The organism is Cytobacillus sp. C11.1 (assembly GCF_058145115.1).
The window spans coordinates 4478385-4503328 of the sequence record NZ_CM176935.1 but is presented as its reverse complement, the minus strand read 5'-3'; the positions used below and the strand labels follow the sequence as shown (position 1 = coordinate 4503328).

At 39.0% G+C, this 24944-nt stretch carries 30 protein-coding genes and 1 pseudogene; 18 read left to right on the top strand and 13 right to left on the bottom strand.

The features are described 5' to 3' along the window. Nucleotides 1-29: 29 nt before the first annotated feature. Together AC3ZVC_RS22280 and AC3ZVC_RS22275 are read right to left on the bottom strand one after the other, a co-directional pair. Complete coding sequence (locus tag AC3ZVC_RS22280; RefSeq protein ID WP_490065276.1) at nt 30-698, bottom strand: DUF8580 domain-containing lipoprotein; 669 nt, start codon at nt 696-698, stop codon at nt 30-32. A gap of 188 nt (nt 699-886) precedes the next feature. After that, entirely contained in the window at nt 887-1498 is a 612-nt protein-coding gene (locus AC3ZVC_RS22275; RefSeq protein ID WP_490065275.1) for a CPBP family intramembrane glutamic endopeptidase, read from the bottom strand. A gap of 151 nt (nt 1499-1649) precedes the next feature. On the opposite strand from AC3ZVC_RS22275, the gene AC3ZVC_RS22270 reads away from it, so the two are divergent. Continuing rightward, nucleotides 1650-1760, top strand: coding sequence for a DUF6254 family protein (locus AC3ZVC_RS22270; protein ID WP_019381647.1), 111 nt, complete (start codon nt 1650-1652; stop codon nt 1758-1760). A 218-nt stretch (nt 1761-1978) separates the two neighbouring features. Here the strand turns inward: AC3ZVC_RS22270 and AC3ZVC_RS22265 are convergent, their stop codons facing one another. After that, on the bottom strand, nt 1979-2167 hold the full coding sequence (locus AC3ZVC_RS22265) for a YkvS family protein (RefSeq protein WP_490065274.1): 189 nt from the start codon (nt 2165-2167) through the stop codon (nt 1979-1981). Between the two features lie 287 nt (nt 2168-2454). Between AC3ZVC_RS22265 and AC3ZVC_RS22260 the strand changes: the two genes are divergently transcribed. The 4 genes from AC3ZVC_RS22260 to AC3ZVC_RS22245 all read left to right on the top strand — a co-directional run bounded on the left by AC3ZVC_RS22260 (nt 2455) and on the right by AC3ZVC_RS22245 (nt 4905). Next, nucleotides 2455-2649, top strand: coding sequence for a hypothetical protein (locus AC3ZVC_RS22260; RefSeq protein ID WP_490065273.1), 195 nt, complete (start codon nt 2455-2457; stop codon nt 2647-2649). Nucleotides 2650-2800: 151 nt separating this feature from the next. Beyond that, the gene (locus AC3ZVC_RS22255; protein ID WP_490065272.1) at nt 2801-3391 is read left to right on the top strand and encodes a cell wall hydrolase; all 591 of its coding nucleotides are present in this window, start codon (nt 2801-2803) and stop codon (nt 3389-3391) included. Nucleotides 3392-3520: 129 nt separating this feature from the next. Then, nucleotides 3521-4264: an SDR family NAD(P)-dependent oxidoreductase gene (locus tag AC3ZVC_RS22250; protein WP_490065271.1), complete on the top strand. Its 744-nt coding sequence runs from the start codon at nt 3521-3523 to the stop codon at nt 4262-4264. A 269-nt stretch (nt 4265-4533) separates the two neighbouring features. Next, nucleotides 4534-4905 (top strand): cytochrome-c oxidase, encoded by a 372-nt coding sequence (locus tag AC3ZVC_RS22245; RefSeq protein ID WP_490065270.1) that lies wholly within the window; start codon nt 4534-4536, stop codon nt 4903-4905. A 73-nt stretch (nt 4906-4978) separates the two neighbouring features. On the opposite strand, the gene AC3ZVC_RS22240 is transcribed toward AC3ZVC_RS22245, so the two are convergent. Continuing rightward, nucleotides 4979-5362, bottom strand: coding sequence for a PilZ domain-containing protein (locus AC3ZVC_RS22240; protein ID WP_490065269.1), 384 nt, complete (start codon nt 5360-5362; stop codon nt 4979-4981). A gap of 309 nt (nt 5363-5671) precedes the next feature. On the opposite strand from AC3ZVC_RS22240, the gene AC3ZVC_RS22235 reads away from it, so the two are divergent. The 8 genes and pseudogenes from AC3ZVC_RS22235 to AC3ZVC_RS22200 all read left to right on the top strand — a co-directional run bounded on the left by AC3ZVC_RS22235 (nt 5672) and on the right by AC3ZVC_RS22200 (nt 12418). Beyond that, nucleotides 5672-6319, top strand: coding sequence for an ABC transporter ATP-binding protein (locus AC3ZVC_RS22235; protein WP_490065268.1), 648 nt, complete (start codon nt 5672-5674; stop codon nt 6317-6319). Nucleotides 6320-6332: 13 nt separating this feature from the next. After that, entirely contained in the window at nt 6333-7127 is a 795-nt protein-coding gene (locus AC3ZVC_RS22230) for an ABC transporter permease (RefSeq protein WP_490065267.1), read from the top strand. Between the two features lie 83 nt (nt 7128-7210). Next, a complete protein-coding gene (locus AC3ZVC_RS22225) occupies nt 7211-7513 on the top strand; it encodes a hypothetical protein (RefSeq protein ID WP_490065266.1) in 303 nt (100 codons plus the stop codon). Between the two features lie 575 nt (nt 7514-8088). Beyond that, a pseudogene (locus AC3ZVC_RS22220) lies at nt 8089-8351 on the top strand (phosphocarrier protein HPr). After that, nucleotides 8351-10066 carry a phosphoenolpyruvate--protein phosphotransferase gene (gene ptsP / locus AC3ZVC_RS22215; RefSeq protein ID WP_490065265.1) on the top strand — a complete coding sequence of 572 codons (1716 nt, stop codon included), beginning with the start codon at nt 8351-8353 and terminating at the stop codon, nt 10064-10066. Before AC3ZVC_RS22220 ends, ptsP begins: the two are co-directional and overlap by 1 nt. 511 nt (nt 10067-10577) lie before the next feature. Next, the gene (locus tag AC3ZVC_RS22210) at nt 10578-11039 is read left to right on the top strand and encodes a hypothetical protein (protein ID WP_490065264.1); all 462 of its coding nucleotides are present in this window, start codon (nt 10578-10580) and stop codon (nt 11037-11039) included. A gap of 226 nt (nt 11040-11265) precedes the next feature. Further along, nucleotides 11266-12144: an NAD(P)-dependent oxidoreductase gene (locus AC3ZVC_RS22205; RefSeq protein WP_490065263.1), complete on the top strand. Its 879-nt coding sequence runs from the start codon at nt 11266-11268 to the stop codon at nt 12142-12144. A gap of 94 nt (nt 12145-12238) precedes the next feature. Then, complete coding sequence (locus AC3ZVC_RS22200; protein WP_490065262.1) at nt 12239-12418, top strand: hypothetical protein; 180 nt, start codon at nt 12239-12241, stop codon at nt 12416-12418. 72 nt (nt 12419-12490) lie between these two features. On the opposite strand, the gene AC3ZVC_RS22195 is transcribed toward AC3ZVC_RS22200, so the two are convergent. Both AC3ZVC_RS22195 and AC3ZVC_RS22190 read right to left on the bottom strand, forming a co-directional pair. After that, nucleotides 12491-13645 (bottom strand): aminotransferase A, encoded by a 1155-nt coding sequence (locus AC3ZVC_RS22195; RefSeq protein WP_490065261.1) that lies wholly within the window; start codon nt 13643-13645, stop codon nt 12491-12493. A 129-nt stretch (nt 13646-13774) separates the two neighbouring features. Then, nucleotides 13775-13978: a hypothetical protein gene (locus AC3ZVC_RS22190; RefSeq protein ID WP_214724464.1), complete on the bottom strand. Its 204-nt coding sequence runs from the start codon at nt 13976-13978 to the stop codon at nt 13775-13777. Nucleotides 13979-14285: 307 nt separating this feature from the next. Here AC3ZVC_RS22190 and AC3ZVC_RS22185 point away from each other — a divergent pair, with 307 nt between their 5' ends. Continuing rightward, nucleotides 14286-14816, top strand: a complete 531-nt coding sequence (locus AC3ZVC_RS22185; RefSeq protein WP_490065260.1) for an RDD family protein — start codon at nt 14286-14288, stop codon at nt 14814-14816. A 112-nt stretch (nt 14817-14928) separates the two neighbouring features. Then, nucleotides 14929-15393, top strand: coding sequence for a DinB family protein (locus AC3ZVC_RS22180; RefSeq protein ID WP_490065259.1), 465 nt, complete (start codon nt 14929-14931; stop codon nt 15391-15393). On the opposite strand, the gene AC3ZVC_RS22175 is transcribed toward AC3ZVC_RS22180, so the two are convergent. After that, nucleotides 15390-16007 carry a TetR/AcrR family transcriptional regulator gene (locus tag AC3ZVC_RS22175; protein WP_490065258.1) on the bottom strand — a complete coding sequence of 206 codons (618 nt, stop codon included), beginning with the start codon at nt 16005-16007 and terminating at the stop codon, nt 15390-15392. The two genes, AC3ZVC_RS22180 and AC3ZVC_RS22175, sit on opposite strands and share 4 nt — an antisense overlap. 187 nt (nt 16008-16194) lie before the next feature. On the opposite strand from AC3ZVC_RS22175, the gene AC3ZVC_RS22170 reads away from it, so the two are divergent. Together AC3ZVC_RS22170 and AC3ZVC_RS22165 are read left to right on the top strand one after the other, a co-directional pair. Next, nucleotides 16195-17514 carry an MFS transporter gene (locus tag AC3ZVC_RS22170; RefSeq protein WP_490065257.1) on the top strand — a complete coding sequence of 440 codons (1320 nt, stop codon included), beginning with the start codon at nt 16195-16197 and terminating at the stop codon, nt 17512-17514. A gap of 269 nt (nt 17515-17783) precedes the next feature. Further along, the gene (locus AC3ZVC_RS22165) at nt 17784-18689 is read left to right on the top strand and encodes a chemotaxis protein (protein WP_490065256.1); all 906 of its coding nucleotides are present in this window, start codon (nt 17784-17786) and stop codon (nt 18687-18689) included. A 50-nt stretch (nt 18690-18739) separates the two neighbouring features. Here AC3ZVC_RS22165 and AC3ZVC_RS22160 read toward each other — a convergent pair whose 3' ends face one another. From AC3ZVC_RS22160 to AC3ZVC_RS22140, 5 genes are all read right to left on the bottom strand, one after another. Further along, nucleotides 18740-19225: a YkyB family protein gene (locus AC3ZVC_RS22160; RefSeq protein WP_490065255.1), complete on the bottom strand. Its 486-nt coding sequence runs from the start codon at nt 19223-19225 to the stop codon at nt 18740-18742. 82 nt (nt 19226-19307) lie between these two features. Further along, a complete protein-coding gene (locus AC3ZVC_RS22155; RefSeq protein ID WP_490065254.1) occupies nt 19308-20582 on the bottom strand; it encodes an MFS transporter in 1275 nt (424 codons plus the stop codon). After that, complete coding sequence (locus AC3ZVC_RS22150; protein WP_490065253.1) at nt 20579-21193, bottom strand: PadR family transcriptional regulator; 615 nt, start codon at nt 21191-21193, stop codon at nt 20579-20581. The genes AC3ZVC_RS22155 and AC3ZVC_RS22150 overlap by 4 nt, the downstream gene beginning before the upstream one ends. A 234-nt stretch (nt 21194-21427) precedes the next feature. Then, nucleotides 21428-21925 carry a L,D-transpeptidase family protein gene (locus AC3ZVC_RS22145; protein WP_490068986.1) on the bottom strand — a complete coding sequence of 166 codons (498 nt, stop codon included), beginning with the start codon at nt 21923-21925 and terminating at the stop codon, nt 21428-21430. 135 nt (nt 21926-22060) lie between these two features. Continuing rightward, nucleotides 22061-22936, bottom strand: coding sequence for a metallophosphoesterase (locus AC3ZVC_RS22140; RefSeq protein ID WP_490065252.1), 876 nt, complete (start codon nt 22934-22936; stop codon nt 22061-22063). Between the two features lie 258 nt (nt 22937-23194). On the opposite strand from AC3ZVC_RS22140, the gene fadH reads away from it, so the two are divergent. Continuing rightward, nucleotides 23195-23959: a 2,4-dienoyl-CoA reductase gene (fadH, locus tag AC3ZVC_RS22135; RefSeq protein WP_490065251.1), complete on the top strand. Its 765-nt coding sequence runs from the start codon at nt 23195-23197 to the stop codon at nt 23957-23959. A 46-nt stretch (nt 23960-24005) separates the two neighbouring features. On the opposite strand, the gene AC3ZVC_RS22130 is transcribed toward fadH, so the two are convergent. Continuing rightward, a complete protein-coding gene (locus AC3ZVC_RS22130) occupies nt 24006-24794 on the bottom strand; it encodes a C39 family peptidase (RefSeq protein WP_490065250.1) in 789 nt (262 codons plus the stop codon). Between the last annotated feature and the right edge of the window lie 150 nt (nt 24795-24944).

Genomic DNA, 24944 nt, shown 5'->3' with positions numbered 1-24944 from the left:
GGCTTTGTCCGGATCTCTAAATCTGTCTCTTATTTTATCGGTTCCTCTTTCATAATCGTCTTTGCCATTTGAAGGAAAGCCTCTTCATGGTCAGCTTCTTCCTTTGTGAAAAGGGTCAGCTTAAGGGCAAGCTCATCCTTTTTAATAAGATACGCTTTAACTTTTTCGCCATTTTGTTCTGCCTTCATGACCGTTGCGTCTTTAAAAAATTCATCGGCGGGCGCTTTTGCACTTTGCACGTCTTCGCTTACAGCACCTAATTGTGCCTTTGTATTTTCTTCAATCATGCTCCAGTCAGCATCATCAGGAAGAATCTCTATGCGCATGTACACTTCGTCATTTTCCGTAAAGTATAGGACATCTTTATTTGGCTCCTCTGCTGTCAGTTCATAACCAGGAAGAACATACATAGAGTAGTTTTGATTGTCACTATGCTTAAGGAAAGCTGTATCTTCCTTTGTTTCTCCATTGACTGTATAGCTCATATTCTGCTCGAGAATCCTAATAACGTTATCGCCTTGTTCAGAGGTTTCCTCTTCGATTGCATCCTCTACTTCAGCTTCATCCTTTCCACTTGCTGCCTTTTCCTCATTTTGAACAGGTTCAGCTCCGTTCCCGGCATTTTGGTCAGTACCGCAGCCGGCAAGAATAGCCGCAATAAATCCCGACAGTAACATAAATTTCGCCATTAATCTCATTTTTTGTTCCTCCCATTGTTCACTTGAAGCACTTCTACATAATTAGACGGAAAGGGAATTAAAGGGTTACATAAATATTCCTATTAATTAGTACATTACCATTTCTGCTAAGTATCGACAAGACTCAACAGAAGCTGTTTCTTTAAAAAAACAACCCGCAAACTGGGTTGTCCTTAAGTTAAAAATATTTATTTAAACGGCAAAATTATAAACATAAATAAGTCAAAAATAAGATGGGACACAATCACAAGCGGAATGCTTCTCTTCCAGGCATACAGCCATCCCCAAAATATACCTGCAATGAGCGCGGCGAAAGCAAGCATCCAATATCCGGAATAAAAATGGACGGAAGCATAGAGGAGAGTCGAAAAAACAATTGAGAGTGCAATATTTGTATGCTTCATTAATCTTTTTTGTACAAACCCTCTCCAAAAAATTTCCTCACCGGGAATAATGATCAATATCAATACAATATAATGCCAAAGAAGTGAAGGTGAAAAACGTCCATAAAGTGTGTTAACTTGATTTAAGAAGGGCAAATTAAGTAAGTCAATTAAGCTGTATCCAAGCCAAAAAAACACATACAAAAAACCACCTGAAAGAGCTCCATATGTAATAATAGTTCCAAATGAAGCCTTATCCTCAATTTCTTCCATTGTAATGGAATAGCTAATAAGGAATAAAAGCGAGGCAGAGAATATATACCAAAAAATAGATTTATCCTGAAATGTAAAATACATAAGCAGATGCGCTAAAAATAATCCGCCCATGAAACGAACATCTGAGGCAATATTTTTCAATGTTATAACCCCTTTCAAGCAAAAAATAGCTAAACCCTATTTTAGCAAAAGTAGATAATAAAAAGTAAGGAAAAGATTTCTTGAGACCTATAAATATAAAATAACCTAGTAATGCTTATCCTATGGTTATGAGAAAGGGGGGAATCACTCAATGACAAAATCTAAAAGAGAGAAGGAACGTGCCTGGACTGTGAGGAAACAAGATCAGCATCCTCACGGAAAAGTGAAATCATTGAAAGAACTTTCAGGGGAGAAGGAATAGTCATTTAAGGCCACCCGCTTGGGGGGCCTTTTGTCCGCATGATTTCCCGACTCTTAATAGTAGAACAGTCAGGCTGCATCCTGATACTATGGATAGTAGCAGAATCTTATTTAGAAGAGAATTTCCTTGAATCAGATTCAATGCAAAAATAAAAAAGCAGCAAGCCAGCTGCTTTTTTTGAATGTGCTTCTCGAGGAATGCGCTTTCATTTTTTGTTTTTATACGGCAGATTCCTTTACAACTCTATAGTTTTTATGATTTATAACCGTTCTTTGATCTAATTCGAGATCACGGTAGTTGTCCATATAAGTTAAGTCTACTATCACGGAATTTTCATTTACTTTCTCCACAATCCCCTGTAATCCATCTCGAAATTCTATAATATTGCCAACCTCTGCTTTCTTCAAAGACCATCTCTCCTTTTTTTGTCCTTTTCTTTAGCTGATTAATAACAGTTTGCACTATCTTGTAAAAAGCGTAAAGAATTTTGAATTTATTTGGTGTATTGTTTTCTGAAAAAACAAATTTAGTTATCAGGTTGGTAATATTATACCAGATTAATAATTATTGTACATTAAAATTATTAAATATTCAGAAAAAATAGGTGGTTAATGTATTTCATTTTTCTCCCTTTAAAAATCAAAGCAAATTATATATCATATAAAAATAGGAAGAGACAGAAGGAGTTAATGTCATGAAAGAAGAAAACGTACAGGAAGTTTTAGACCAATTAAAAGAAGGAGTCATTTCGGAATTCTATGTTTCCAAAGAGGATTTTCTTCCATTTCGGAGTGTGCTCGTAAAGCGGGAGGATTTCAAACATTTCCGCGGAATAGCCCAAAGAGGCGGTCATGCAGTGTACCAATATTTAGAATCCCCGCGGAGTTAAACCTTTATGTTTGGCAATGTTTTAATACGGGTAATGAATATATTTTTCCAGATGTTTGAAGGTTCTGCAAACGGGACCATTAATTACCTAATGATATAGGGTTTGTTAGCTGGTAGCCTGATAGTATAGAATTCTATCAGGAGGAATACATATGAAGAAACAGTTAAAAAAAGCGGCCGCTGCATTGCTTGTGGGCACAAGTCTATTTGCATTCCAGGGAGAGGCTTTTGCAAGTGTATATAACGTAACTAAGGGGGATACTCTATGGAAAATAAGCAGCCATTATGGTGTGCCAATTTCTAAGGTAATGACTCTTAACAAACTGAACTCCCATATGATTTATCCAGGCCAGTCTATTAAGCTTCCGGCGACAATTACACAGGCTGAAAAAAATCTGCTGGCACAGCTTGTTCATGCTGAAGCAAAAGGAGAGTCGTATGCAGGCAAAGTTGCTGTTGCGACAGTTGTGCTAAACAGAGTGGATTCACCTGATTTTCCTGGCTCTGTTAAAGAAGTAATCTACCAGGTATCAAATGGCTATTATGCTTTTACACCGGTAGCTAACGGGGAAATCAACCGCCCAGCTGACAGTGAAGCAATGAAAGCGGTGAATGAGGCGCTTGCTTTCAGAGGAAAAGGAAAAGGGTCCTTATTCTTTTACAATCCGCAAACCAGCACAAGCAAATGGATTTTTTCCCGAGAAGTAACGACCGTTATTGGAAAACATAGATTTGCTAAATAAAAACTGTACTAAAAAGGCACTTGAGCATCTCAAGTGCCTTTTATTTATTCCTTCATTGATAATGGAATAGATGGTTATTGGTTTGGGGTATAAATGCAATATAAATGAACATGAAGGAGAAGTGGCAAAATGAGCAATTATAATGGGAAGACCGTCATTGTGACTGGGGCTGCAAATGGGATCGGCCAAGGGATTGCTGAAGCGTTCGCCAAAAAAGAGGCGAATGTCGTCATCGCAGATATCAATGAGGGGAAAGGTAAAAGGCTTGAAGAAAGTATGAAGCAGCAAGGGAATTCCTGCCTTTTCATTAAAGCTGATGTAAAAGATGAAACTGAAATATCCAGATTGATGGCTAAGTCGCGTGAAGCTTTTGGTTCGATTGATATCCTAATAAACAATGCAGGAATTTCGAAGTTTCATGCTTTTTTTGATATGACAGTGGAGATGTGGGATGAAGTAATCAATACAAATCTAAGAAGTGTCTTTCTGTGCAGCAGGGAAGCAGCAAAAAAAATGAATGCAGGCTCATGCATTATCAATATTTCTTCCACAAGAGCAGAGATGTCAGAAAGCAATACGGAAGCCTATTCTGCTTCAAAGGGCGGGATATCGGCCATTACCCATGCTTTGGCAAGAACACTTGGAGAAAAAGGAATCCGGGTAAATTGCATTAGTCCCGGATGGATTGAAACAGAAGATTATGAAAAGCTAAGGGAGATTGACCATAAACAGCATCTTGCCAATAGAGTAGGGAAGCCTGAAGACATAGCCAGAACCTGTTTATTTTTAGCTGATCCAGAAAATGATTTTATAACAGGAGAAAATATCACAGTTGATGGTGGAATGACGAAAAAAATGATTTATGAACATTAATCAGGCTACTTGCGCAGCAAGACAATATTTAGCAGAAAAACCGCACAAATAAAAAGAATGCATAAAAGAATTTGAAAAAACATCTGCTCTCCTCCTGCCCTTTTTAACAAGAGTAAACAAACTTCTTTAAGAGACTATAAATCTCTTGTAAAGATAACGTGAAAAAATAATAATAAGATGAAAATACTAACAAGCTCCCTGTTCTAAATGGTTCCTTTTACTCATATTCTTTAAGTGCTTTCATGCATTTAGAGGAGGGAGGGGATCGTATGGGAGTTACCATGATTAAGATTTCATCTGTGTATTTTGCGGTTGGTGTCCTGCTGGGTTATTATATGTCGAGTACTCATTCCTATTTATTAGCGCCTGTCCATGTCCATATTAATTTACTTGGCTGGACATCTCTGACTCTAGCAGGTATCCTTTATTATTTGTTTCCTGCTTTGGCTGGAAACAATGCAGGGAAATGGCATTTTTGGCTCCACAATATCGGGCTTCCAATTATGATGCTTTCACTTGCATTGGTCCTTGTATCAGGAAATAATGCCTTTCTGCCGGGAACTGCCATCGGAGCTACTATTACGGCTTTTGGAATATTCGTATTCGTTTGGAACATCCTGAAAAATTTAAAAGCTGCCTAGAATATAAAAAATACGCCCTGGCGAATAAGCAGGGCGTATTTATTATTTGGGAGATATCCATTCTGGGGGCATTTTACTGTTTCGTTTTTAAATCGTGGTATAATTTTTTTGAGTATTCTTTCAATGTCTGGATAATCTCGCGGCGGGTTTGTTCATCCTCAAGACCGCTAAAACCATAAATAGCTTCGGAGCCGGCAGCCTTTTTCCAGACTGGCTCACCAAGCATTCTGATCGTTTTTGCATTTAAGTTAAAATTAATTTCTATGAGGTATTGGTTTTCACCAATGGATAGGTCCATAGGAGATTTAAACTTGGTTCCGTTTGGGCTGATATCCATAATGGCTGCAGGAAAGCTTGGGGTTTCTTGTTTCTTACCATTTAAATGAACAATTTTCACTTTACCCTCCAGCGGAGTCCTAAATTGAAATCGAAAGGCTTCTTCCCTTTTATATCTCATTAGTAATCACCTGTTTCAAATAATGAAGTTATTGTAATAAGAGAAATTATTTAGTAAAATCATACCACTTAAAAGAAATTATGCAATTAAAAAAGTACTTTTGAAACGACTAATAATTCGGAAGGAAATTTATGAATTGGAAAACTTGTGGCGAACAGATTCACAGAAAAATACATGAAAAATAGACCAGTAAAGCCTTTCCTCATTATGGGAATAGGTTTTGTTTTTTTTGATAGGCATTATGATACATAGCTATTTTGATTAAGTGGATATTATATTGGGTAAAGGGGAGTGGAAAAGGAGATGTCTATGACTGGAAATTTGTTATTTGCAATAAAAAAACTGTGCTATGGAGACATCCTTAACCTTCCTTATCTTGAGCTCAACGCTGGAAGGGTAACTTGTATTATGGGAGAGAGCGGTGCTGGAAAATCCACATTGCTAAAAATGATGAATAAAATGCTTTCCCCTGATAAAGGTGAGATTTATTACAAAGGTACTTCATTAGCAGAGATAGATTCCATCCAACTTAGAAGAAAGGTAATAATGCTATCGCAAACTCCATTAATTTTTCCCGGCACGATAAAAGAAAATCTGCATATTGGATTTAAGTTGACTGAGAAGGATCCGGTGGGGGATAAGGTACTTGAGCAGGCTTTACATAAAATGCAGCTGGAAAAGGAACTTAATGAAGATTCCGGTAATCTTTCAGGCGGAGAGAAGCAGCGATTGGCACTGGCAAGGGTTCTCCTGCTGGACGCTGAAGCTTACCTGCTCGATGAGCCGACTTCCGCATTGGATGAAGAAACAGAACTAAAGGTTTTGGGGAACTTTATAACAGAAGTTAAGGAAAAGCATGCTTCTATTATTATGATTACCCACTCAAAGAAAGCAATCGATCATTTTGGGGAGGAATTGATCGATCTGCTTCAGCTGCAGGAGAATGAAAAAATTTAAATAGGGGGCAGCTATGGAAAACAGCGGGATCATAGATATAGAACTTTGGAGGCTAATCTCAGCTTATATCTTCGTCCTTTTTCTCATTTTTATTTTTAAGATGAGAGGAATAGCACGTGAGAAAAAACTCATAATTGCTACCTTCCGTATGACGCTCCAGCTTGTGATTGCGGGCTATGTTCTAACCTATCTTTTTGATTTTTCCAGCCCTGCATTAACCATGGCTGTAATCATTATTATGGAGGGCTTTGCGATTTATACCATCTATAAGCAGGCAGGTACGCCCCTTCCAGGCAGCCTTAAAAAAACAATAGCTACTTCCATGGTTACTGGCACAATGTTTTGCCTTCTCTTTTTTAACTTTGTGGTTATCAACTTTGAACCGTGGTATGACCCACGATACTTTATTCCAATTGCCGGCATGATTATTGGCAATTCGATGACCGGTATCACACTGAGTGTAAAGGAACTTTTGCAGTCCTTTAAAAACCAGCGGGATATGATTGAAGGTGCATTAATGCTTGGTGCTAATCCAAAAGCAGCGGTAAAGCCATATGTTAACCATGCCTTTGATTCAGCTGTTTTGCCGACTATCAATAACATGCTGGGGATGGGCATTATCTTTTTGCCTGGAATGATGACAGGGCAAATCCTTTCAGGAGTGAGTCCATTATTGGCAATTGAATATCAAATCGTTATTTTGCTTGGCATTCTAGGAAGTGTAGGGCTATCCGTGATTATCTTTATTCTTTTTGCTTATAAAACCTTCTTTAATCAAGATGCGCAATTTTTACCTGAAGGAAAGTAAAAGGAAGAATTCTCTCTTACAGCATTTCACTCTATTCCCCCGCATATATTTGAAGCATCAATTAAAAAGGGGCGGGATGAAAAATGAATCTGGAAAAAGAAAAAGCGAACAGAGTGAAATGCCTATCTGATGATATATTGGAACAGTTGATGGAAGACAATATTGCTTATAACCCGGAAGACTTAAAAAATGTGATCGAAATGCTGGCACGCTCGGTTGCCGGTCTTGTGAACATTTATACCGGCCAAGAAGAAGACCATGCAACAGCCCTGAAAGGAACCGTTTCAAAAATGAGAGTAAGCTACAACATTCTGCACTATAAAGAAAAAGCGAAAATTTTGCGGAAGCGGAATAAATATCGTCCCATTATGGTGAAAAGAAACTAGATGGGATTTAGTGGATTATGGTATATACAAAAAGAAATGAAATGATTGGAAAATGAAAGCGTTTAACTGAAAAAAGTGTGAACAAACGCGAAAAATTAGAGTTTTTTCATTGTCTAAATGTATGTGAAATGCTATTCTTTTGTCTGAGATGTAAGTTGTCTGATGACTTAAATATTTGCCGGGAAAATTTCCCGATAATAAATAGGACTTGTTCAAAAAAAAGAAAAAAAAGCTGAAAGCGCAGATTAGAGCACAAAGGAAAGCTTCTACGAGCAAAGATCGCACCCAGAAAAAGTTCTTCTTTTTCAAGGAACAAATAAGCAAAGCTGATGAAGAGATTCGACTGCTATTTTTCCCGGACTTTTTGAACAACCTATATACATGAATAAATGGCCATTGGAAAAAATAAAACAGCATATAGGACAGAAACATCCCGGCATGATTTTAATATTTTCTTCCTGCTGCTGTTTTCACAAATATTTTTCCGGTTCCGCGCTTTTTAAGTTAGTGGGGCAACGCCTTGCACATCTTAACTTAATTAAAATTTATTTTTAAAAGAAGGAGATTGATCCAATATGGTTCAAAAACAATTCAAAGTACAGAAACAGGAATTCACGCTCGTCCGGCTACAATGCTTGTACAAGCTGCAAGCAAGTTTGATTCTGAAATTCATCTTGAGTACAAAGAAAAGAAAGTAAACTTAAAATCAATCATGGGTGTTATGTCTTTAGGCGTTGGACAAGGTGCTGATATCACTATCATTGCAGAAGGAAACGATGAGCAGGATGCACTTAACAGCCTTGAAGAAACATTGAAAAAAGAAGGTTTGGCTGAATAATGAGCTTTTTAAATGGAATTGCGGCATCAAGCGGTATCGCTATAGCCAAAGCATACCGTTTGGTTGAACCGGATCTATCTTTTGGAAAAAAAACAGTAGAAGATGCTGCACAGGAGGTTGAACGCTTTCAGGCTGCACTAACTGCATCAAAAGGTGAACTGGAAGTAATCCGCGATAACGCCCATAAAGAGCTTGGCGCCGATAAAGCGGCTATTTTTGATGCTCACCTGCTTGTTCTGAGTGATCCGGAACTAATCTCGCCTATTGAAGATAAAATCAAAACAGACAAAGTTAATGCAGAATCTGCATTAAAAGATACAGCAGATATGTTCATAACCATGTTTGAACAAATGGACAATGAATACATGAAGGAACGTGCTGCGGATATCCGTGACGTAACCAAACGTGTACTTTCCCATTTGCTTGGCGTCCAGATTGCCAATCCAAGCATGATTGCGGAAGAAGTAATCATTATTGCTGAAGACTTGACTCCTTCTGATACGGCTCAGTTAAACCGCCAATTTGTTAAAGGGTTTACAACTGATATTGGAGGCAGAACTTCTCACTCTGCCATCATGGCCCGTTCCATGGAAATCCCAGCCGTTGTAGGCACTAAGGAATCAACGAAGCAAATTAAAAATGGCGACTTAGTCATTGTGGATGGATTAAAAGGCCTTGTACATATTAATCCTACCCCAGAGGCAGTAGCCGAATATAAAGAAGAACACCGAAAGTTCGAGGAGCAAAAGGCTGAGTGGGCCAAGCTGGTAAATGAAAAATCAGTTTCTGCTGATGGCCACCATGTTGAATTGGCAGCTAACATTGGTACTCCTAAAGATCTTAAAGGTGTAATTGAAAATGGCGGAGAAGGCATCGGCCTTTACCGTACGGAATTTTTATATATGGGAAGAGACCAGCTTCCAACTGAAGAGGAGCAGTTCGAATCATATAAAGCTGTCCTCGAAGGAATGGAAGGGAAACCGGTTGTTGTCCGTACTTTGGATATTGGCGGAGACAAAGAACTTCCATATTTAAATCTTCCAAAGGAAATGAACCCTTTCCTTGGGTTCCGTGCAATCCGCTTATGTCTTGAGGAACAGGATATTTTCCGGACTCAATTAAGAGCTTTGTTAAGAGCCAGCTCTTATGGAAACCTGAAAATTATGTTCCCGATGATTGCTACACTTGATGAATTCCGCGAAGGAAAGGCAATCCTTGAAGAAGAAAAGCAAAAGCTTGTAAGCGAAGGAACAAAGGTTGCAGACCATATTGAAATTGGAATTATGGTCGAGATCCCTTCAACTGCAGTTATGGCTGAGCAATTTGCAAAAGAAGTCGATTTCTTCAGTGTTGGAACAAATGATTTGATTCAATACACCATGGCTGCAGACCGGATGAATGAGCGAGTATCGTACCTTTATCAGCCATATAATCCAGCTATTCTGCGATTGGTTAAAATGGTAATCGACGCAGCTCATAAAGAAGGAAAATGGGCAGGCATGTGCGGGGAAATGGCTGGAGACGAAACTGCAATCCCATTGCTTTTAGGATTGGGGCTTGATGAGTTCTCAATGAGTGCTACTTCAATTTTAAAAGCGCGTTCCCAAATCAGCCACCTCAACAAAAAGGACATGGAAGCACTAGCAGAAAAAGCGCTTCATATGAATACAGCCGAAGAAGTAGTACAAGCTGTAAAAGTGGCTACTAATTTGTAATAAAATTGAAATAAAATAAAAGTTTTAAATTATGTTTCCCGGGTAAATAAGAAGTAAGCACTTAGGTAAGACTTAAGTAAGCTGATCATTCTCATTTTCCCCCCTTTTAAACCGGCCTGTCAAAGGCCGGTTTATTTTTAATCCTTCTCGGGATGAAGCATAAAATCAGACTTAAGAATGAGCGTATTCACATCTTATGTTTGTTATCCAGTGATAATAATTTTCCTATAATAAGTTTATAACTTATTAAAAGGAGAGATGGAAAATGATTACGGTGATAATCAGCTTTCTGTTTCATGATCGATATATAAGCTTGAAGGAAAAGCATACCAATGAATTATATGAAAAACAAAGCTCCTTTTTAACCCGAGTACTTCATTAAAGAGCCCTAAGCGAGGGCTCTTTTTATTTTTGTAATTTGCAAAGCTCTAAAATAGTTTTTTCTTTTTTAGAATTGGGGTTTATTGTCAGGGGAGAAAGGAAAAGGTAATGAAAAAGGGAGGAATTTCACATGAGAAAGAAGAGTTTTACTTTGCTTCTAACCGCATTGTTGACTTTCACGCTTTCAGGATGCATGAAGGACACGCAGCGATCCATAGTCAACAGTCACGCTGAAGCCTTACTGACCAAAAACAATGAGCTGCAATTCCGCTTTAAAATTAATGATAAAATCCTTACGGAAGAAGAGTTATACAAAGTTAAAGTATCAATACATAATGAAAAGCTGGCAGCAGCACTTGGGACAGATGAAGTCGTTTATGGGGAAGACACGATCATTGACGGGGAATATATTGAAGTAAACAATAAAAAGGGCAATTTTATTTTTATGAATCCCATTCCCTTAAATGAAGACCTGCATGTTTTTGAAATAGAAGACATGATTGTTAATGAAGATGCAGTTTCGGTAGAAATCATTAATGATGATGAAGTGATCGCGCGAGCATTCTTGAACAACTTTTCTTCACAGCTATAGTTGGCCCACGGTTCGCTGTCAACAGGCAAGTTTAACAAAGTCTTTATTAAAAAAGCGTTTATTTTGGCCGAATTTGGGTATTATAAAATACGCGCATAAAATTGGGGATGGACCGGGCAATTGCCTGGTCTTTTGTCGTATACAGACCTTTTTTATTTTAAAAGGATAGAAGAAGTGCTAGAATTAATATTAAAAATTCAGATACTTTAAGGAGAGAGGTCACTCAATGATTTCACCAGAAAATACAGTTGTAGGCTTTGTAGGAACAGGGGTAATGGGCAAAAGCATGGCGGGCCATCTTTTAAAGGCAGGATATCCTTTAGTTGTTTATACCAGAACCAAAGAAAAGGCATTAGATCTGTTAGAGAGCGGGGCTGAATGGGCGGAAACACCACTGGAGGTTGTCCAAAAAGCAAATGTTATTATTACCATTGTCGGTTACCCTGCAGACGTGGAAGAAGTGTATCTGGGTGGAAATGGAATTATAACGAATGGAAAAGAAAATACATATGTAATTGACATGACGACTTCAACACCAACGCTCGCTAAAAGATTATATGAAGAAGCTGCCAAAAAAGGAATGCGAGCTTTGGATGCTCCTGTTTCAGGCGGGGATATTGGGGCAAAAGAAGCCAAACTTTCGATAATGGTTGGCGGAGACAGAGAAGCTTTCCTGGAAGTCGAGCCAATATTTAATCTCCTCGGAACAAATATTGTATATCAAGGTAAAGCTGGCTCCGGTCAGCATACAAAGATGTGCAACCAAATCGCGATTGCTTCAAACATGATCGGTGTCTGTGAAGCGGTTGTTTACGCTGAAAAAGCCGGTTTGAACCCAGCAACCGTTCTTCAGAGCATATCTTCGGGAGCAGCAGGCAGCTGGTCATTAACCAACCTTGCGCCAAGAATGATCGATGGCAACTTCGAACCGGGCTTTTATATAAAACACTTTATAAAGGATATGAACATTGCCCTGCAGGAAGCGGAAGCAATGGGCATGATGACACCGGGTCTTGCGCTTGCTAAAAAAATGTATGCCCAGCTCGCGGAAAAAGGTGAAGAAAACAGCGGCACACAGGCATTATATAAATATTGGCATAAATAAATTCGCCAAGAAATCATTGGCAATAGGCGTCCATGCATAAAGCCCCCACAATCACTTCAAAATAACAATGAAGATGAAAAAGGGGGTTAGGCATGTGGCTAAAAGAACAAAGAAAAACGATCCTCAGCAAAAAAATAAAAAAGGCTTCGATTCCGCTGTAATCGACTCCGAGTTCTCCCATGAATTCGGCAGCGCGGATACAAACAAAATCCACAAAGATAAAGCAAAAAAAGAAAAAGCACCAAAAAATAACGGCCAATATAAAGGAAAATAACCGGAAAAAGGCAAGCAGCGGGATGCTTGCCTTTTTTATTTGGCTGAAGGTATGGTGTCCAAGCAGATAGCTCTACTCCTTAAGCCCTTTCAAATATCGCTCAATCCGATCCATGCCTTCTTTCAGGGTTTCCATAGAATAGGCAAATGATATGCGGAAATAGCCCTCACCATAGGAGGAGAACGCACTTCCTGGAACTACGGCAACACCAGCTTTATCAACAAGTGATAAAGCGAAATCGAAAGAAGTCATTGAAACAGGGGGCATTTTAATGAAGAAGTAAAATGCTCCGTCTGGTTTGACGACATCCAAACCCATTTGTACTAAGCGGTCGTATACGTATTCGCGGCGCTCAGCATATTCCTGTCTCATTGGAAGGGCGTCATCTTTCCCTGATGTCAATGCTTCCAGGGCAGCCATTTGCGATACAGAAGCTGCACATGTCACGTTATATTGATGAACTTTCAGTAGATGCTTTGCTACGTTTTCTGGTGCGAATAAAAGTCCTATCCGCCACCCTGTCATTGAGTGGGATTTGGATAACCCGTTAATGACGATGGTTTGCTCCCTCAATAAAGAAGCAATCGAGTGATGGGGCTGACCATAAATCAGTTCGCTGTAGATTTCGTCTGCAAGGATAAAAATATCACGCCCCTTAACAAGGGATGCAATTTCCTGTAGCTCTTCGATTGTTAAGCTAACTCCAGTTGGATTCGAAGGGTATGGCAATACAATGCAGCGTGTGTCCTCGGTAATCTGCTTTTTTATAATATCAGCAGTGAATCTGAATTTATTTAGCGTAATATCCGTAAAGACAGGAACGGCGCCGCATAGCTTTATAATTGGTTCATATCCCGGGTAAACAGGCCCTGGCAATATGACTTCTGAGCCTTCTTCTAAAATCGTTCTGAATGCAATGTCTATTGCTTCGCTTGCGCCGGATGTAACGATGACCTCTGTTTCGGGAGCATAGGTAAGATTATACTTTTCATATACAAATGCAGCAGCAGCTTTGCGCAAGCGTATGTCACCTGCATTGTGCGTATAGGATGTAAAGTCTTGGTCGATGGCATTTTTTCCGGCCTCTTTTACGTGCAATGGCGTCGGAAAATCGGGCTGCCCGATTGAAAGGGAAATCATATCTTTTTTATCGGCAACCATGTTAAAGAACTTTCTAATCCCTGAGACTTCTATGTTTTTAACTTTGTCATTTATTAAATGTTCCAATTTTGTTCACCTCTCGTAATCATAATTTATATTCTATCACTTTGCAGCCCGCTATTCTAACTGCAAATGACAAAAATTAAAAAAGCCCTGAATGATAAAATCAGGGCTTTGCTTGCAGTATATTCTATTTTAATATCCGTAATCCCAGTCCACTTCATCTTCATGCCAGAATATAGGAGAAACCGCACCAAAATCGATCACTTTATTTTCAAGATTGCATTGACAATGTTTGTCTCCGCACTGCTCTTTTAATTCTTCAAAAACCGAATGCTCAACATTTTCAATAATCGTCACTTTATTTTCATCATGATAAAGGATTGCTGTACCTTTCATGCCTAATTGCACCTCTTTTTATTATTATGTAAAACGATTTCGCCGTTTACAAAGCTATTGTATGCCTCATATTAAAGTGTGTCTATACAATTGTGAGTATGTTCACAAAAAAGTCAAGATGAAAACGTTTTAAAGAAAATTCAACAGGCAAATTTAACAGAGCCATTCATTAAAAACCATGTAAAATTTTACAAATAGTTGAATATAATTCATTTAGACATTAACATAAGTAAATAGTAATTAGTAAAATTTTGAGACTGCTAGTTAGTATTTGATTAGAAATTTATTAAAATCAGGAGGTTATGAAGTGGAGACAACATTAGAAAAGCAGCCCTATGAAAGCACGAGGGAATACGGGGGATTCTGGATTCGTTTTGCGGCCTATTTAATTGATTCTATAATAGTAGGAATCCCTCTGTTTATTTTGACAATCGTTATTTTCATGATTTTCTTTGGTGCATCTGACTCCTTTAATATGATGATGAGCGACCCTGCATATCTTGAATCCGAAATGACTGACGCTGAAGCGCTTGCCCTTATGGGTTCCTACTTAGGGGCAACTGGTATCACGATCATTGTCAATTTGGTGATTGCGCTTGCTTACTTCGCTGGTTTGCATGCATCCAAGTGGCAGGGAACTGTGGGGAAAAAGCTATTAGGTTTAAAGGTAACTGACCTTAACGGTAATCGAATTACTTTCTGGAGAGCGTTAGGCAGATACCTGGCCATGTCTATTCTGTCAGGAATTTTATTGATAGGATTCATTATTGCGGCTTTTACAGAGAAAAAGCAGGCACTGCATGATTTGATTGCAGGTACTATTGTAGTTAAAAATTAATTGTTTAAAAAGCTGTGTGGCCCCCTGCCATGCAGCTTTTTATTATTGTTATAAGCAATAAAGGATTTATTAGCTGTGTGTGGAATATAATTTTAAGAAAGGGAGGATATACATGCAAAAGGAAGATATTATAAAACATTACGAGTCATTTTCTCAATGGCTGGAGTCTTTGAAAAAGGTTGAACAGAAAAGCTGGCAGCAGCCTGTTTCAGAAGGGAAATGGCCAGTCGCAGCTGTGGTTGCACATTTGCTCTTTTGGGATAGATATTCACTAAAGGAACGATTTCCGCTATTTAAAGAAGGTGCGGAACTTGAAAACTTTCCGGATTTTCAAAGTGTCAATGATGGCGCAAAGAAATACGCTGCAAAGCATGATCAGATTGAGGTAATCAGCGAACTTTTGACTGTTAGAGAACAGTTTCTTAAAATGCTCCGCAACTTTACAGAAGAAAACATGGATACTTCGTTTATGATTGGCAAGCATTCTCTAACAATCCGCGATTATTTTGTTGATTTTGTTGAGCATGATCTTCACCATAAAAAGCAAATTATGGAAGCAACCGGTGTGAGCAATTAACACCGGTTGTTAGTTAAACTGAACTGTGATTTTAAAACTGTAATATAGGATGCCATGACATCGCTCAGCAAGGCAGGCAACGTTTCCTGCTCAGAATGGTGCACCCAATAAAATAACGTGCCGAAAAACGAATTAACAATCATTTTTGCAATTTGGGAGGCATTTGCCTGATCGCTAAATTCACCTCTTTTTTTCCCTTCTTCAATCAAGCTAATTAAAATGGACCTGAATTCCGCGGCCAGCTGGGTTTCAGAAATTTGAAAATCTTTTACTACCGTACTTATATGAAAAATAGATAAGAGCAGGATTGGTCCGTATTCCTCATTATTAATAGCCATAAATTTAAAAAGCTTGTATAGGTTTTCTTCAATAGATTCACTGCTATCCATGACTTCTTTATAAAACGCATGCATCAGCTTTAGCTGGGATTGTCCCACTAAATGGAGAACAGACTCCTTTGATTGAAAGTAATTAAAAAATGTGCCTTTGGCAACCCCTGCATGGTCGGTAATTTGCTGGACAGTTGTATTTTGGAATCCCTGTTTCTTAAAAAGCTCTATTGCACTCTTAAAGATTAATTGTTTTGTATACTCCTTTTGTTCCTTCCTTTTCATTACTACCCACCTCAAATATAATACTTGCTATTATAGCATAATAAAAAATAATTATTGAAATATTCATTTAACTTTTATAAAAACTTTTTAATATAGGTTTTTATTTAAAATTAACAAAATAAAAAGGGTTTTTCTGACCAGTCTTGAATAAGGAATAAGGTGTTTTTTACCAGAAGGGGCTGATGAGATGGAAGTTGAAAAAACGGAGCTTCGCAAACAGGGGAAATTAAATTCCTGGCGGCTCTATATGACAATGCCAATAGTATCCTGGGCACTTTATGATTTTGCAAATACTATTTTTTCATCCAATATAAATACGATTTTCTTTCCTTTTTATCTCCAGGAAGTAATAGGGGAAAATGAAGTTTTAAACCAGATTGCAAGTACCTTTATTTCCTATTCCAATGCACTGGCAAGTTTTTTTCTAGTGCTTTTTTCTCCCTTATTTGGAGTTATGATAGACAGGACAGGAAAAAAGAAGAAATATATAGTGGCCTTTACGCTTATCACAGTACTGGCAACTATTTTAATGGGAGTCTTTGCAACAAGTCAATTTAGCGGAAAAGTCCTAGGGCTGCCAATTTATCTGGCCTTGGTCATTTTATGCTTTGTAATAGCAAAGTTCTTTTACCATTCAAGCTTGGTCTTTTATGATGCGATGATATCAGATTTGGGTACAAAACAGGAAATACCTTTAATCTCCGGATTTGGGGTTGCAGTCGGGTATATAGGAACCCTTGTAGGACTGACGGTATATTTATTTGTGGGGGATAACGGTTTTCATGAAGCGTTTATACCAACAGCTGTATTATTTTTGCTATTTTCATTGCCCCTATTTTTCCTTGTTAAAGATAAGCCACTTGAAGTAAAAGAAAAACAAAGCTTTTTATCAGGTTATAAGGAAATTTGGCAGACTTTTAAAGAAATGAAAGATTACAAAGCCATTTTTACTTTTATGATTGCTTACTTTTTCCTGAATGATGCTATTGCAACAACAATAGCCATGATGGCCGTGTATGCAAAAACAATTGTAGGCTTTACTACTGGAAAATTCATTTTGCTTTATCTCGTTTCGACTGTTTCCAGTATCATTGGTTCCTTTGTGTTTGGATATATCACCAAGGCGAAAGGGCCTTACAAAGCTGTTAAATATGTGGGAGTTCTTCTCCTGGTTGCGCTTGCTATTGCTGTAACTTCTGTAAATGAATTGATGTTTTGGATAGCCGGCAGCATGTTTGGTATTGCTCTGGGATCTATGTGGGTTACGACAAGAACGTATATAGTGGAATTGACTCCTGATCATAAAAGAGGACAATTTTTTGGTCTCTTTGCGTTTTCAGGAAAAGTATCTTCTATCATTGGACCGCTTATATATGGAAGCATCACATTAATCTTTGCTGATTATGGAAACCTGGCGAGCAGAATGGCTCTTGGCTCTTTAATGATTCTCACGCTAATAGGATTAATTATTCACTCCAGAATTAAAGAGGACGGCAACGCTGCATAAGTACACTTATCAAATTTCCAACACATTAAGTAATCCATTCATTCGGATCAATTTAATATATTTTCAACGATCCTTCGTACTGAGAAAAAGGAAGCTGCTTAAACAGAGAATTCTGCCGGGCAGCTTCTTTTTCTGTGGTTTAAGGACGCAAACACAGGTCTTCCTTCATAGGGATATTATTAACCTATTAACTTTTTATAAGAAAAAATATCCATTTATGGTATATTAATAGAGAAAATGCTTTATTACAAATAGGAAGGGCGAAAGAAATGGAGCAGAAAAAAGGCATTTTGCTTGAGAGCGGAACGAATGAATTGGAGATTGTTGAATTTACAATAGGCAGAAATAAATTTGGCATAAATGTCATTAAAGTAAAGGAAATCATTAATCCAGGGCAGGTGATTCCGGTACCTCATTCTCATGGACACATTGAGGGGATTATGGAATTGAGGGGAGAAATTCTCCCAGTAGTTGATGTAGCTGCTTCATTAGGCATGAAGCCTTCTGGAAATCCGCAGCAGGATAAGTTTATAGTCACTGAATTTAATCAGCAAAAAATTGTTTTCCATGTACATAATGTTTCACAAATCCATCGGATCTCATGGGACCAGATTGAAAAACCATCTGAAATGTATCAAGGGTCACACAGCCAAGTTATCGGAGTGATTAAGCTTCATGGGGAAATGGTACTCCTATTAGATTTTGAAAAAATGATTACGGAGATTAATCCTGATTCTGGGATTAGTATCCAAAAGGTGCAGAAGCTCGGCAAGAGGGAGAGGTCAGATAAGAGGCTGGTTGTTGCAGAGGATTCACCGTTACTGAGAAAGCTGCTGCATGATACTTTGAATGAAGCCGGCTTTTCTAATCTTGAATTCTTTGAGAATGGGCAGGGTGCTTACAAGTATTTGGTATCGTTAGCGGAATCTGGATGTGATATTACTAAAGAAGTCCATCTAATGATAACGGATATTGAAATGCCTCAAATGGATGGCCATCATCTCACTAAGAAAATAAAAGATCATCCACAGCTTTCCGGCATTCCTGTTATCATCTTTTCCTCCCTCATAACGGAGAATCTCCGCCATAAAGGGCAAATGGTGGGTGCAGATGCACAAGTGAGCAAACCGGAGATTGCTGAGCTGGTGCTCTTTATTGATCAATATGCATTATAAGAATTGATTATATACAAATTAAAAGCTGGGTTTCCCCAGCCTTTTTGTTTTTAGAAATAACTCTCGCCCAGCTTCTTAAATACAGGCTTTTCGTAGCGCTGTTTCTTCTGGTGCGGTTTGCTGTTATGTTCTTTTAAGCCTGTATATGTCATGAGCAGCTTTTTCGCAGTGGTTAGAGATAGAGAAGCTTTAGGATTTCTTACATAGGAATCAAGTTTTCCTAGATGTGGAAGTTTTGCAAAATCCTCCTTGGAGGGCGGCAGGTGAAAGGAATAATTTCCGCATTTCACTAACACATCTGACTGCTGCTGGCTGTTTTTGGGATTGCCTGAGTAGTGAAGGCCTACCTTGCTGGCTTTTCCTTCATTAATAAGTTTTTGAAGCGCATCATGTTTGAGCTTATATAAAAACTTAGGGTTTGGTGCTGTTTTTGCATGGCGGTTAACGGTGAAGATGGCTTGTGAGAGGTTTTCAACCGTTGGATGCAGATGGGGATTTTGTTTCTTGTCCGAATTCAATTTTATGGCTCCTTTCATATTGTAAAGGGGTATAGTCTTATTATACCCCTTTTATTCAATAAAACCAACATGAGTATCCATACAGTTGTTTTGAAAGGATTTAGGCCTGTATTTGCTTTTCTTTGGGCGGCTGGCTGAGAGTTCCTCTTCTCATAACTGCCAGAAGCATAAATGAGCCCAATAAAATAGTTGCGAGCCCCGCTCCTATCAGAACGAAAGGGACTCCCAGCCATTTAGCAAGCATAGCTCCCGCGGCAGGAGCTATCAGCATGGAAAAGGTCTGCAAGGACATAGCGGCAGCAGATACTCTTCCCATTATGTTCTTGGGGGTTTCAGACTGCAGAACATAGCCATATGGAACAGATTCACCCGCACCGAGCAGGCCAAGCAGACATGCACCTATTATCCAAACTAGCTGGGGAAATTCAAGAATACCCATGCCTCCCAGCCCAACCGATATTATTAAGGTGCCGCTAATAACAGCAGAAGAAGCCATCAGATGAATCGGTTTTCGGTTCCATTTTGTCCATTGGCCCAATATGAGTGAGCCCACAACACTTCCAAATCCCACTGCACTTATAAGCAGTCCAAAATTTCCTTCGTTGAATCCCAGATGTTTGGCAATAAATACAAAAAGCCCATCATATAGAAAGATGATAAAAAAAGCAGCCGAAGATAAAATAATTGATATTTTTAAAAGGGGAGTTTGAGCGATATGCTTAATGCCCTCAGAAAAGTCACCCCAATACTTTCTTTTTTCAGGTTGGCCTGTAAGTTCCGATTTCTCCAATCTCTCAATTTCTTTTAAATCAGGAAGAAACAATAAAAAGAGAACAGCTATTAAAAAGCCTGCTGCTTCAAATAAGAAGGGGCTTTTCGGTCCAAAAAGAGCAATAATCCCTCCTCCCAAAGCAGGCCCTGCTATTTTCATGGTGTTAACGGAAAGCTGGCTAAGAGTGACCGCCTCTGAAAGCAGGCTATCAGGGACGATCATTCTGATGGTACTTTGCCTCGCAGGATCATACAGGGCAGACACGGTACCTTTTAAGAAAACAAACAATAGCAAGATATAAAGGTTTGGAGCAAAAAATAAGCCTGCCACAAATATAACTCTGAAAAGAAGGCAAATGATCATGACAGTTTTTTTGGGTAATCGATCGACGAACACACTGGCAAAGGGACCAATGATCACCCAAGGCAGTCCCAGGACAATGATGACTGAAGCGATAGCGGTTTCGTCCAGGCCCCAATGGTAAGCAACAATAACCTGCAGAGCGATAAGATCCAGCCAGTTTCCGAGATCGGAAAAAAGCTGTGCCCCAAATAGTGAGCGGAAAGGCCTTAATTTCAGAGGTTGAAAAATGCCTGCTTTCATTGATCATTCTCCTTTTTTTCGCCAATTGCCTTTCTCCGCCGTTCAAGCAGCTTTTCAGTGTTTCCATAGGGATCCTGGCCATCGGGAAGATCATCATTTTTTAATATCACTAAAGATTCTTCAATCCATCTTAATTCTGTTTCTAATCTCATTTCGATGAATCGGATCGTAAGTATACCGAGCTTGCTTATATAGGAGTATCCATTCTTCGGCCATTCTTTTACGAACTGGAGAAGGTCTTCAGTTTCTTCTTTCCTTTTTAATAAATGGCTAATTAAGACATCATAATCCATATCCTCATGCCAGGTCGACATCTTCATAAGCAATTCATCTTTTATGACAGGATAGGAGGGCGGAGCTTTTAGCCAATTTTCAAACTCTTCCCAGCCTTCGGGGGTAAGTTCATACAGCTTTTTCTTCCGCCCTTCCTCCTCCTGTTCCAGAGTATAAATAAATCCATCTTCCTCCAGCTTTTTTAATTTCGGATAAATGCTCCCATAGCTCATTCCCCAATAAAGGCCTGCAGCTTTATGCTCGAATTCGGATTTAATGTTATAGCCGGTGCTGGGCCAAATACTGAGAACAGCTAGTAATGTGTGCTCGACAGACAAGAATCATTCCCCTTTCCAATATATCGGGTTGATGTATCAATTTGATATATCATTATGATATATTAACCGGAAGGGAATTTCAACCAAAATATTAAAAAGCCTTCGCCTATTTTCGACGAAAGCTTGAAGATTTAATTTGCCAAATGTTGATATTGGCACCCTGATGATTGGAATGCGAGCGCCTAGAGTGGAAACCGGCAGGAAGTTAACAAGGCCATTAATAAAAGAAAATATTTACTGCCTAATCAGCACCCTCGTACCATTTGGAACAATTCGGGCTAATTCTAAGACATTTTCGTTATACATTCGAATACAGCCTTTGGAAACAAACTGGCCAATTGATGAAGGATTGTTGGTCCCATGGATCCCGTAGCCGGATTTTGATAAGGAAAGCCACATCACACCAAAAGGGCCACCGGGGTTAGGCTCTCGGTTTACAATTACAAATTCACCGATTGGCGTTTGGGTAAGCATTTTGCCTACGGCGATTGGGTAGACCTTTTGAACAGTGCCATTTTTTAAAAGGGTTAAATTTCTTTTTCCGCGTGAAACGATGATGGTATATGGAATGGTCTCGGGATTCGGAAGGCCTGGTATTAATATTTGCTGGCCGGGATAGATAAGGTTGGGATTTGCGATGGAAGGGTTGGCTGCCAGCAGCTGACTGAGAGAGCGGCGATAGTTTCTTGCGATTACCGCCAGGGTCTCACCTGGCTTTACAATATGATAAATAAAAATCATTCCCTTCTTTAAAGGTCTAATCAAATATATGCTCGGAAATTAGAACATGGAACTTGTTAATAATATGATGAGGAGAGGAGGCACCCACTAAAAAAAGAAAAGCCGCCAAAAAGCTGCTTTTCTTCTTTAGTTCCCTTTATCATAGTGCAAAGTGAATACCGTCATTTCAGGGCGGGATAAAAATCTGAAGGGAAGTCTCGTAGTGCCGAGTCCTCTGTTAACATAGAGGGTTAGGGGGTCCTGGCTGCCGATCTTATAAAAACCTTCGTGATATCTTTCAGCATATGGCGGCTTTACTAGTGCTCCAAAGAAAGGAATTTTTATTTGACCGCCATGGCTATGACCGCTTAGTTGAAGCTGTATGCCAAAGGAAGAGGCGCCATCAGCCAAATCAGGAGCATGTGACAATAAAATTTTATAGGAGTCCTCCGCAATATTCTCCACAGCCAGCTTAATATCCGGCCTTCCCAGCATGGCATCATCAATGCCGATGACATGAATGCTGCTTCCTGAAACGTCAATTTTATAATTTTCATTAAGTAAGAGGATAAAACCTGCTTCATCCATAATAGATTTATAGATGTCAGATCCATAACCGCCATGATCATGGTTTCCGTAAATAGCAAATTTGCCAAGGGGTGCTTCTAGATTTTGCAGAAGAGGAGCTATTTGATTGGCTTCTGAATACTTATTTGGCTCATCCATTAAGTCACCAGTAAAAAAAATTATATCTGGCTTAATCTTGTTTATCTTTTCTATTAATTCTTCCAGCTGATTCAGGTCATAATGAAACCCGAGATGTGTATCGCTGAATTGGACAATTTTAACATTATTGAAAGCTTGCGGAATTGCATTATTAAGGATTTTATGGTTTGTAATATCCAAAAGCCGGGGCTCTATATCACGTGCATAATAGTAGCCTCCCGCACTTAAACCGAAAGCGGCAGCAGCAAAACCGAGCGCTCTTTTTAAAAAGGATCTTCTGGACACTTTTTTCGGCATTTATTTTACCAACCTATCTATTGAAATTTTGTGCTCCGAAATACCAACTTAAAGGCAATTGCCCGGCTTGGCCTTCTTTTAGCCGTACCTTCTAATACTATCAAACTATGCTATTAAAAAGAAGGAATAACTCTTTTGCTTCATTTACTTCTTTTTCCTGTAACTCCTAAGAAATAATCAATAAATAATTCGAAAATTCTCTATATTAATGGTAAAATATAAACTGAATGACTATTCAGTTTCTGGGAGGGAATACTTTTGAAAAATAAAACAGTTATAGTGACAGGCGGTTCAAGCGGAATGGGGAAATATATGGCTAAAAGGTTTGCGGAAGCCGGAGCTAATGTGGTTATAACCGGCCGAAATCCGGAAAAGCTTGAAGCGGCGAAAGCAGAAATTGAAACATCCCCCGGACAAGTTCTGACGATCCAAATGGATGTGCGTGAAATGGAACATGTGAAACACATGCTTAACGAAACGCTGAATTCCTTCGGACAGGTTGATTTCTTAGTTAATAATGCAGCCGGCAACTTTATCTGTCCTGCAGAGCAATTAAGTGCAAATGGCTGGAATTCTGTTATTAATATTGTCCTGAACGGAACCTTTTATTGTTCTAGTGAAGTCGGTAAATACTGGATTGGAAAAGGCATAAAAGGGAGCATTATTAATATGGTGGCTACATATGCATGGGATGCGGGCGCAGGTGTCATCCACTCAGCAGCTGCTAAAGCAGGAGTGCTCTCCATGACAAGAACCTTAGCTGTTGAATGGGGCAGAAGGTACGGAATAAGAGTTAACGCCATTGCCCCTGGCCCAATTGAAAGAACAGGGGGAGCAGACAGACTTTGGGAATCAGAAGAAGCTGCCAGGAGAACGCTTCAAAGTGTACCTCTTGGCAGACTGGGGAAGCCTGAAGAAATTGCTGAATTGGCTTTCTTTCTGTTCTCAGAGAATGCCGGGTATATTAACGGAGAATGTATTACGATGGATGGAGGCCAGTGGCTTAATCAATATCCATTTTAAGAGAAACTATAAAACCGGCTGATTTAAATCAGCCGGTTTACATAACCTATTGGTAGCTGATAGCTCTGGATTTTAAAGCTTTCCATGATGAAATAAACCGTTCTTTTGAAACCTTTACTTGTTTTCTTCCGGAAAGCGGATCATTTAAATAAACATAGTTATCATCGTAGCCAACTAATACAACAGCATGCAGGTCCAATGGCGTTTTAATCGTTTGGCTGCCGTGGGTCCATGATTCCCAGCGGTCTGGAAGTCTGTAATCGCCTGTTGTCCAGACTACAACAGGAAAACCTTTTGAAGCGTGATTTAAGACTGAATTAAAATCCTGGCCGGTTAAATTAACCGCTCTTCCAGGCAGGTATTTATTTACCAATTCCTCAATGGGTTTATCGAATACAGCATAACCTGCACGTTTTCCAGTCATATCACCAACAAATCCTTCGGCAGGGTTTCCCCATTTTACAATATCATTTTTGTAACGGATAAGCGGATCATTATCTTTTTTTACACGATTATACAAATCCATTTTTCCTATTTTTATACCTGCATATTGCAGAACCATAGTAAGGCTTGTAACTTCACATCCGTATTTTAACTCCGGATTCTGGTTTATAAGTGGAACATCAAGCATGACAGACCGTTTTGTATCTTTCACATCCGTATTTTGGGCTGTTAATTTTTGCACTCGCGGCTGTTCTTCCTTTGCCTGTGTATGGGTTCGGCCTTTCACTTCACTTGAGGATATGTCAGCCTGTTGGCCTGTTGGACTCACTGGTTCGGAATGACCGCATCCAAGCAATGGGATAAGAAGGAAAACAAACAGGAAATTCCTCATGAAATACCCTCTTTCTCTGATGTCCTGGTATTAGCTTGTGAAGAGGGGGACTCCAATATAATGTTAACCTTTTGGAAAACCAAGCGGATTTATCAATTTGTGGAACCTGTATTTTGAATAGTAAATGCTGAAAGAGAATATGGTATAATA

Coding starts and splice junctions, on each gene's coding strand:
- AC3ZVC_RS22280 (WP_490065276.1), bottom strand. CDS start 698: ATGAGATTAATGGCGAAATTTATGTTACTGTCGGGATTTATTGCGGCT.
- AC3ZVC_RS22225 (WP_490065266.1), top strand. CDS start 7,211: ATGAATCTGGAAAAAGAAAAAGCGAACAGAGTGAAATGCCTATCTGAT.
- AC3ZVC_RS22240 (WP_490065269.1), bottom strand. CDS start 5,362: ATGAGATATAAAAGGGAAGAAGCCTTTCGATTTCAATTTAGGACTCCG.
- AC3ZVC_RS22175 (WP_490065258.1), bottom strand. CDS start 16,007: ATGAAAAGGAAGGAACAAAAGGAGTATACAAAACAATTAATCTTTAAG.
- AC3ZVC_RS22180 (WP_490065259.1), top strand. CDS start 14,929: ATGCAAAAGGAAGATATTATAAAACATTACGAGTCATTTTCTCAATGG.
- AC3ZVC_RS22230 (WP_490065267.1), top strand. CDS start 6,333: ATGGAAAACAGCGGGATCATAGATATAGAACTTTGGAGGCTAATCTCA.
- AC3ZVC_RS22155 (WP_490065254.1), bottom strand. CDS start 20,582: ATGAAAGCAGGCATTTTTCAACCTCTGAAATTAAGGCCTTTCCGCTCA.
- AC3ZVC_RS22270 (WP_019381647.1), top strand. CDS start 1,650: ATGACAAAATCTAAAAGAGAGAAGGAACGTGCCTGGACTGTGAGGAAA.
- AC3ZVC_RS22140 (WP_490065252.1), bottom strand. CDS start 22,936: ATGCCGAAAAAAGTGTCCAGAAGATCCTTTTTAAAAAGAGCGCTCGGT.
- ptsP (WP_490065265.1), top strand. CDS start 8,351: ATGAGCTTTTTAAATGGAATTGCGGCATCAAGCGGTATCGCTATAGCC.
- AC3ZVC_RS22250 (WP_490065271.1), top strand. CDS start 3,521: ATGAGCAATTATAATGGGAAGACCGTCATTGTGACTGGGGCTGCAAAT.
- AC3ZVC_RS22190 (WP_214724464.1), bottom strand. CDS start 13,978: ATGAAAGGTACAGCAATCCTTTATCATGATGAAAATAAAGTGACGATT.
- AC3ZVC_RS22260 (WP_490065273.1), top strand. CDS start 2,455: ATGAAAGAAGAAAACGTACAGGAAGTTTTAGACCAATTAAAAGAAGGA.
- AC3ZVC_RS22255 (WP_490065272.1), top strand. CDS start 2,801: ATGAAGAAACAGTTAAAAAAAGCGGCCGCTGCATTGCTTGTGGGCACA.
- AC3ZVC_RS22210 (WP_490065264.1), top strand. CDS start 10,578: ATGAGAAAGAAGAGTTTTACTTTGCTTCTAACCGCATTGTTGACTTTC.
- AC3ZVC_RS22245 (WP_490065270.1), top strand. CDS start 4,534: ATGGGAGTTACCATGATTAAGATTTCATCTGTGTATTTTGCGGTTGGT.
- AC3ZVC_RS22130 (WP_490065250.1), bottom strand. CDS start 24,794: ATGAGGAATTTCCTGTTTGTTTTCCTTCTTATCCCATTGCTTGGATGC.
- AC3ZVC_RS22160 (WP_490065255.1), bottom strand. CDS start 19,225: ATGAAAGGAGCCATAAAATTGAATTCGGACAAGAAACAAAATCCCCAT.
- AC3ZVC_RS22235 (WP_490065268.1), top strand. CDS start 5,672: ATGACTGGAAATTTGTTATTTGCAATAAAAAAACTGTGCTATGGAGAC.
- AC3ZVC_RS22165 (WP_490065256.1), top strand. CDS start 17,784: ATGGAGCAGAAAAAAGGCATTTTGCTTGAGAGCGGAACGAATGAATTG.
- AC3ZVC_RS22205 (WP_490065263.1), top strand. CDS start 11,266: ATGATTTCACCAGAAAATACAGTTGTAGGCTTTGTAGGAACAGGGGTA.
- AC3ZVC_RS22170 (WP_490065257.1), top strand. CDS start 16,195: ATGGAAGTTGAAAAAACGGAGCTTCGCAAACAGGGGAAATTAAATTCC.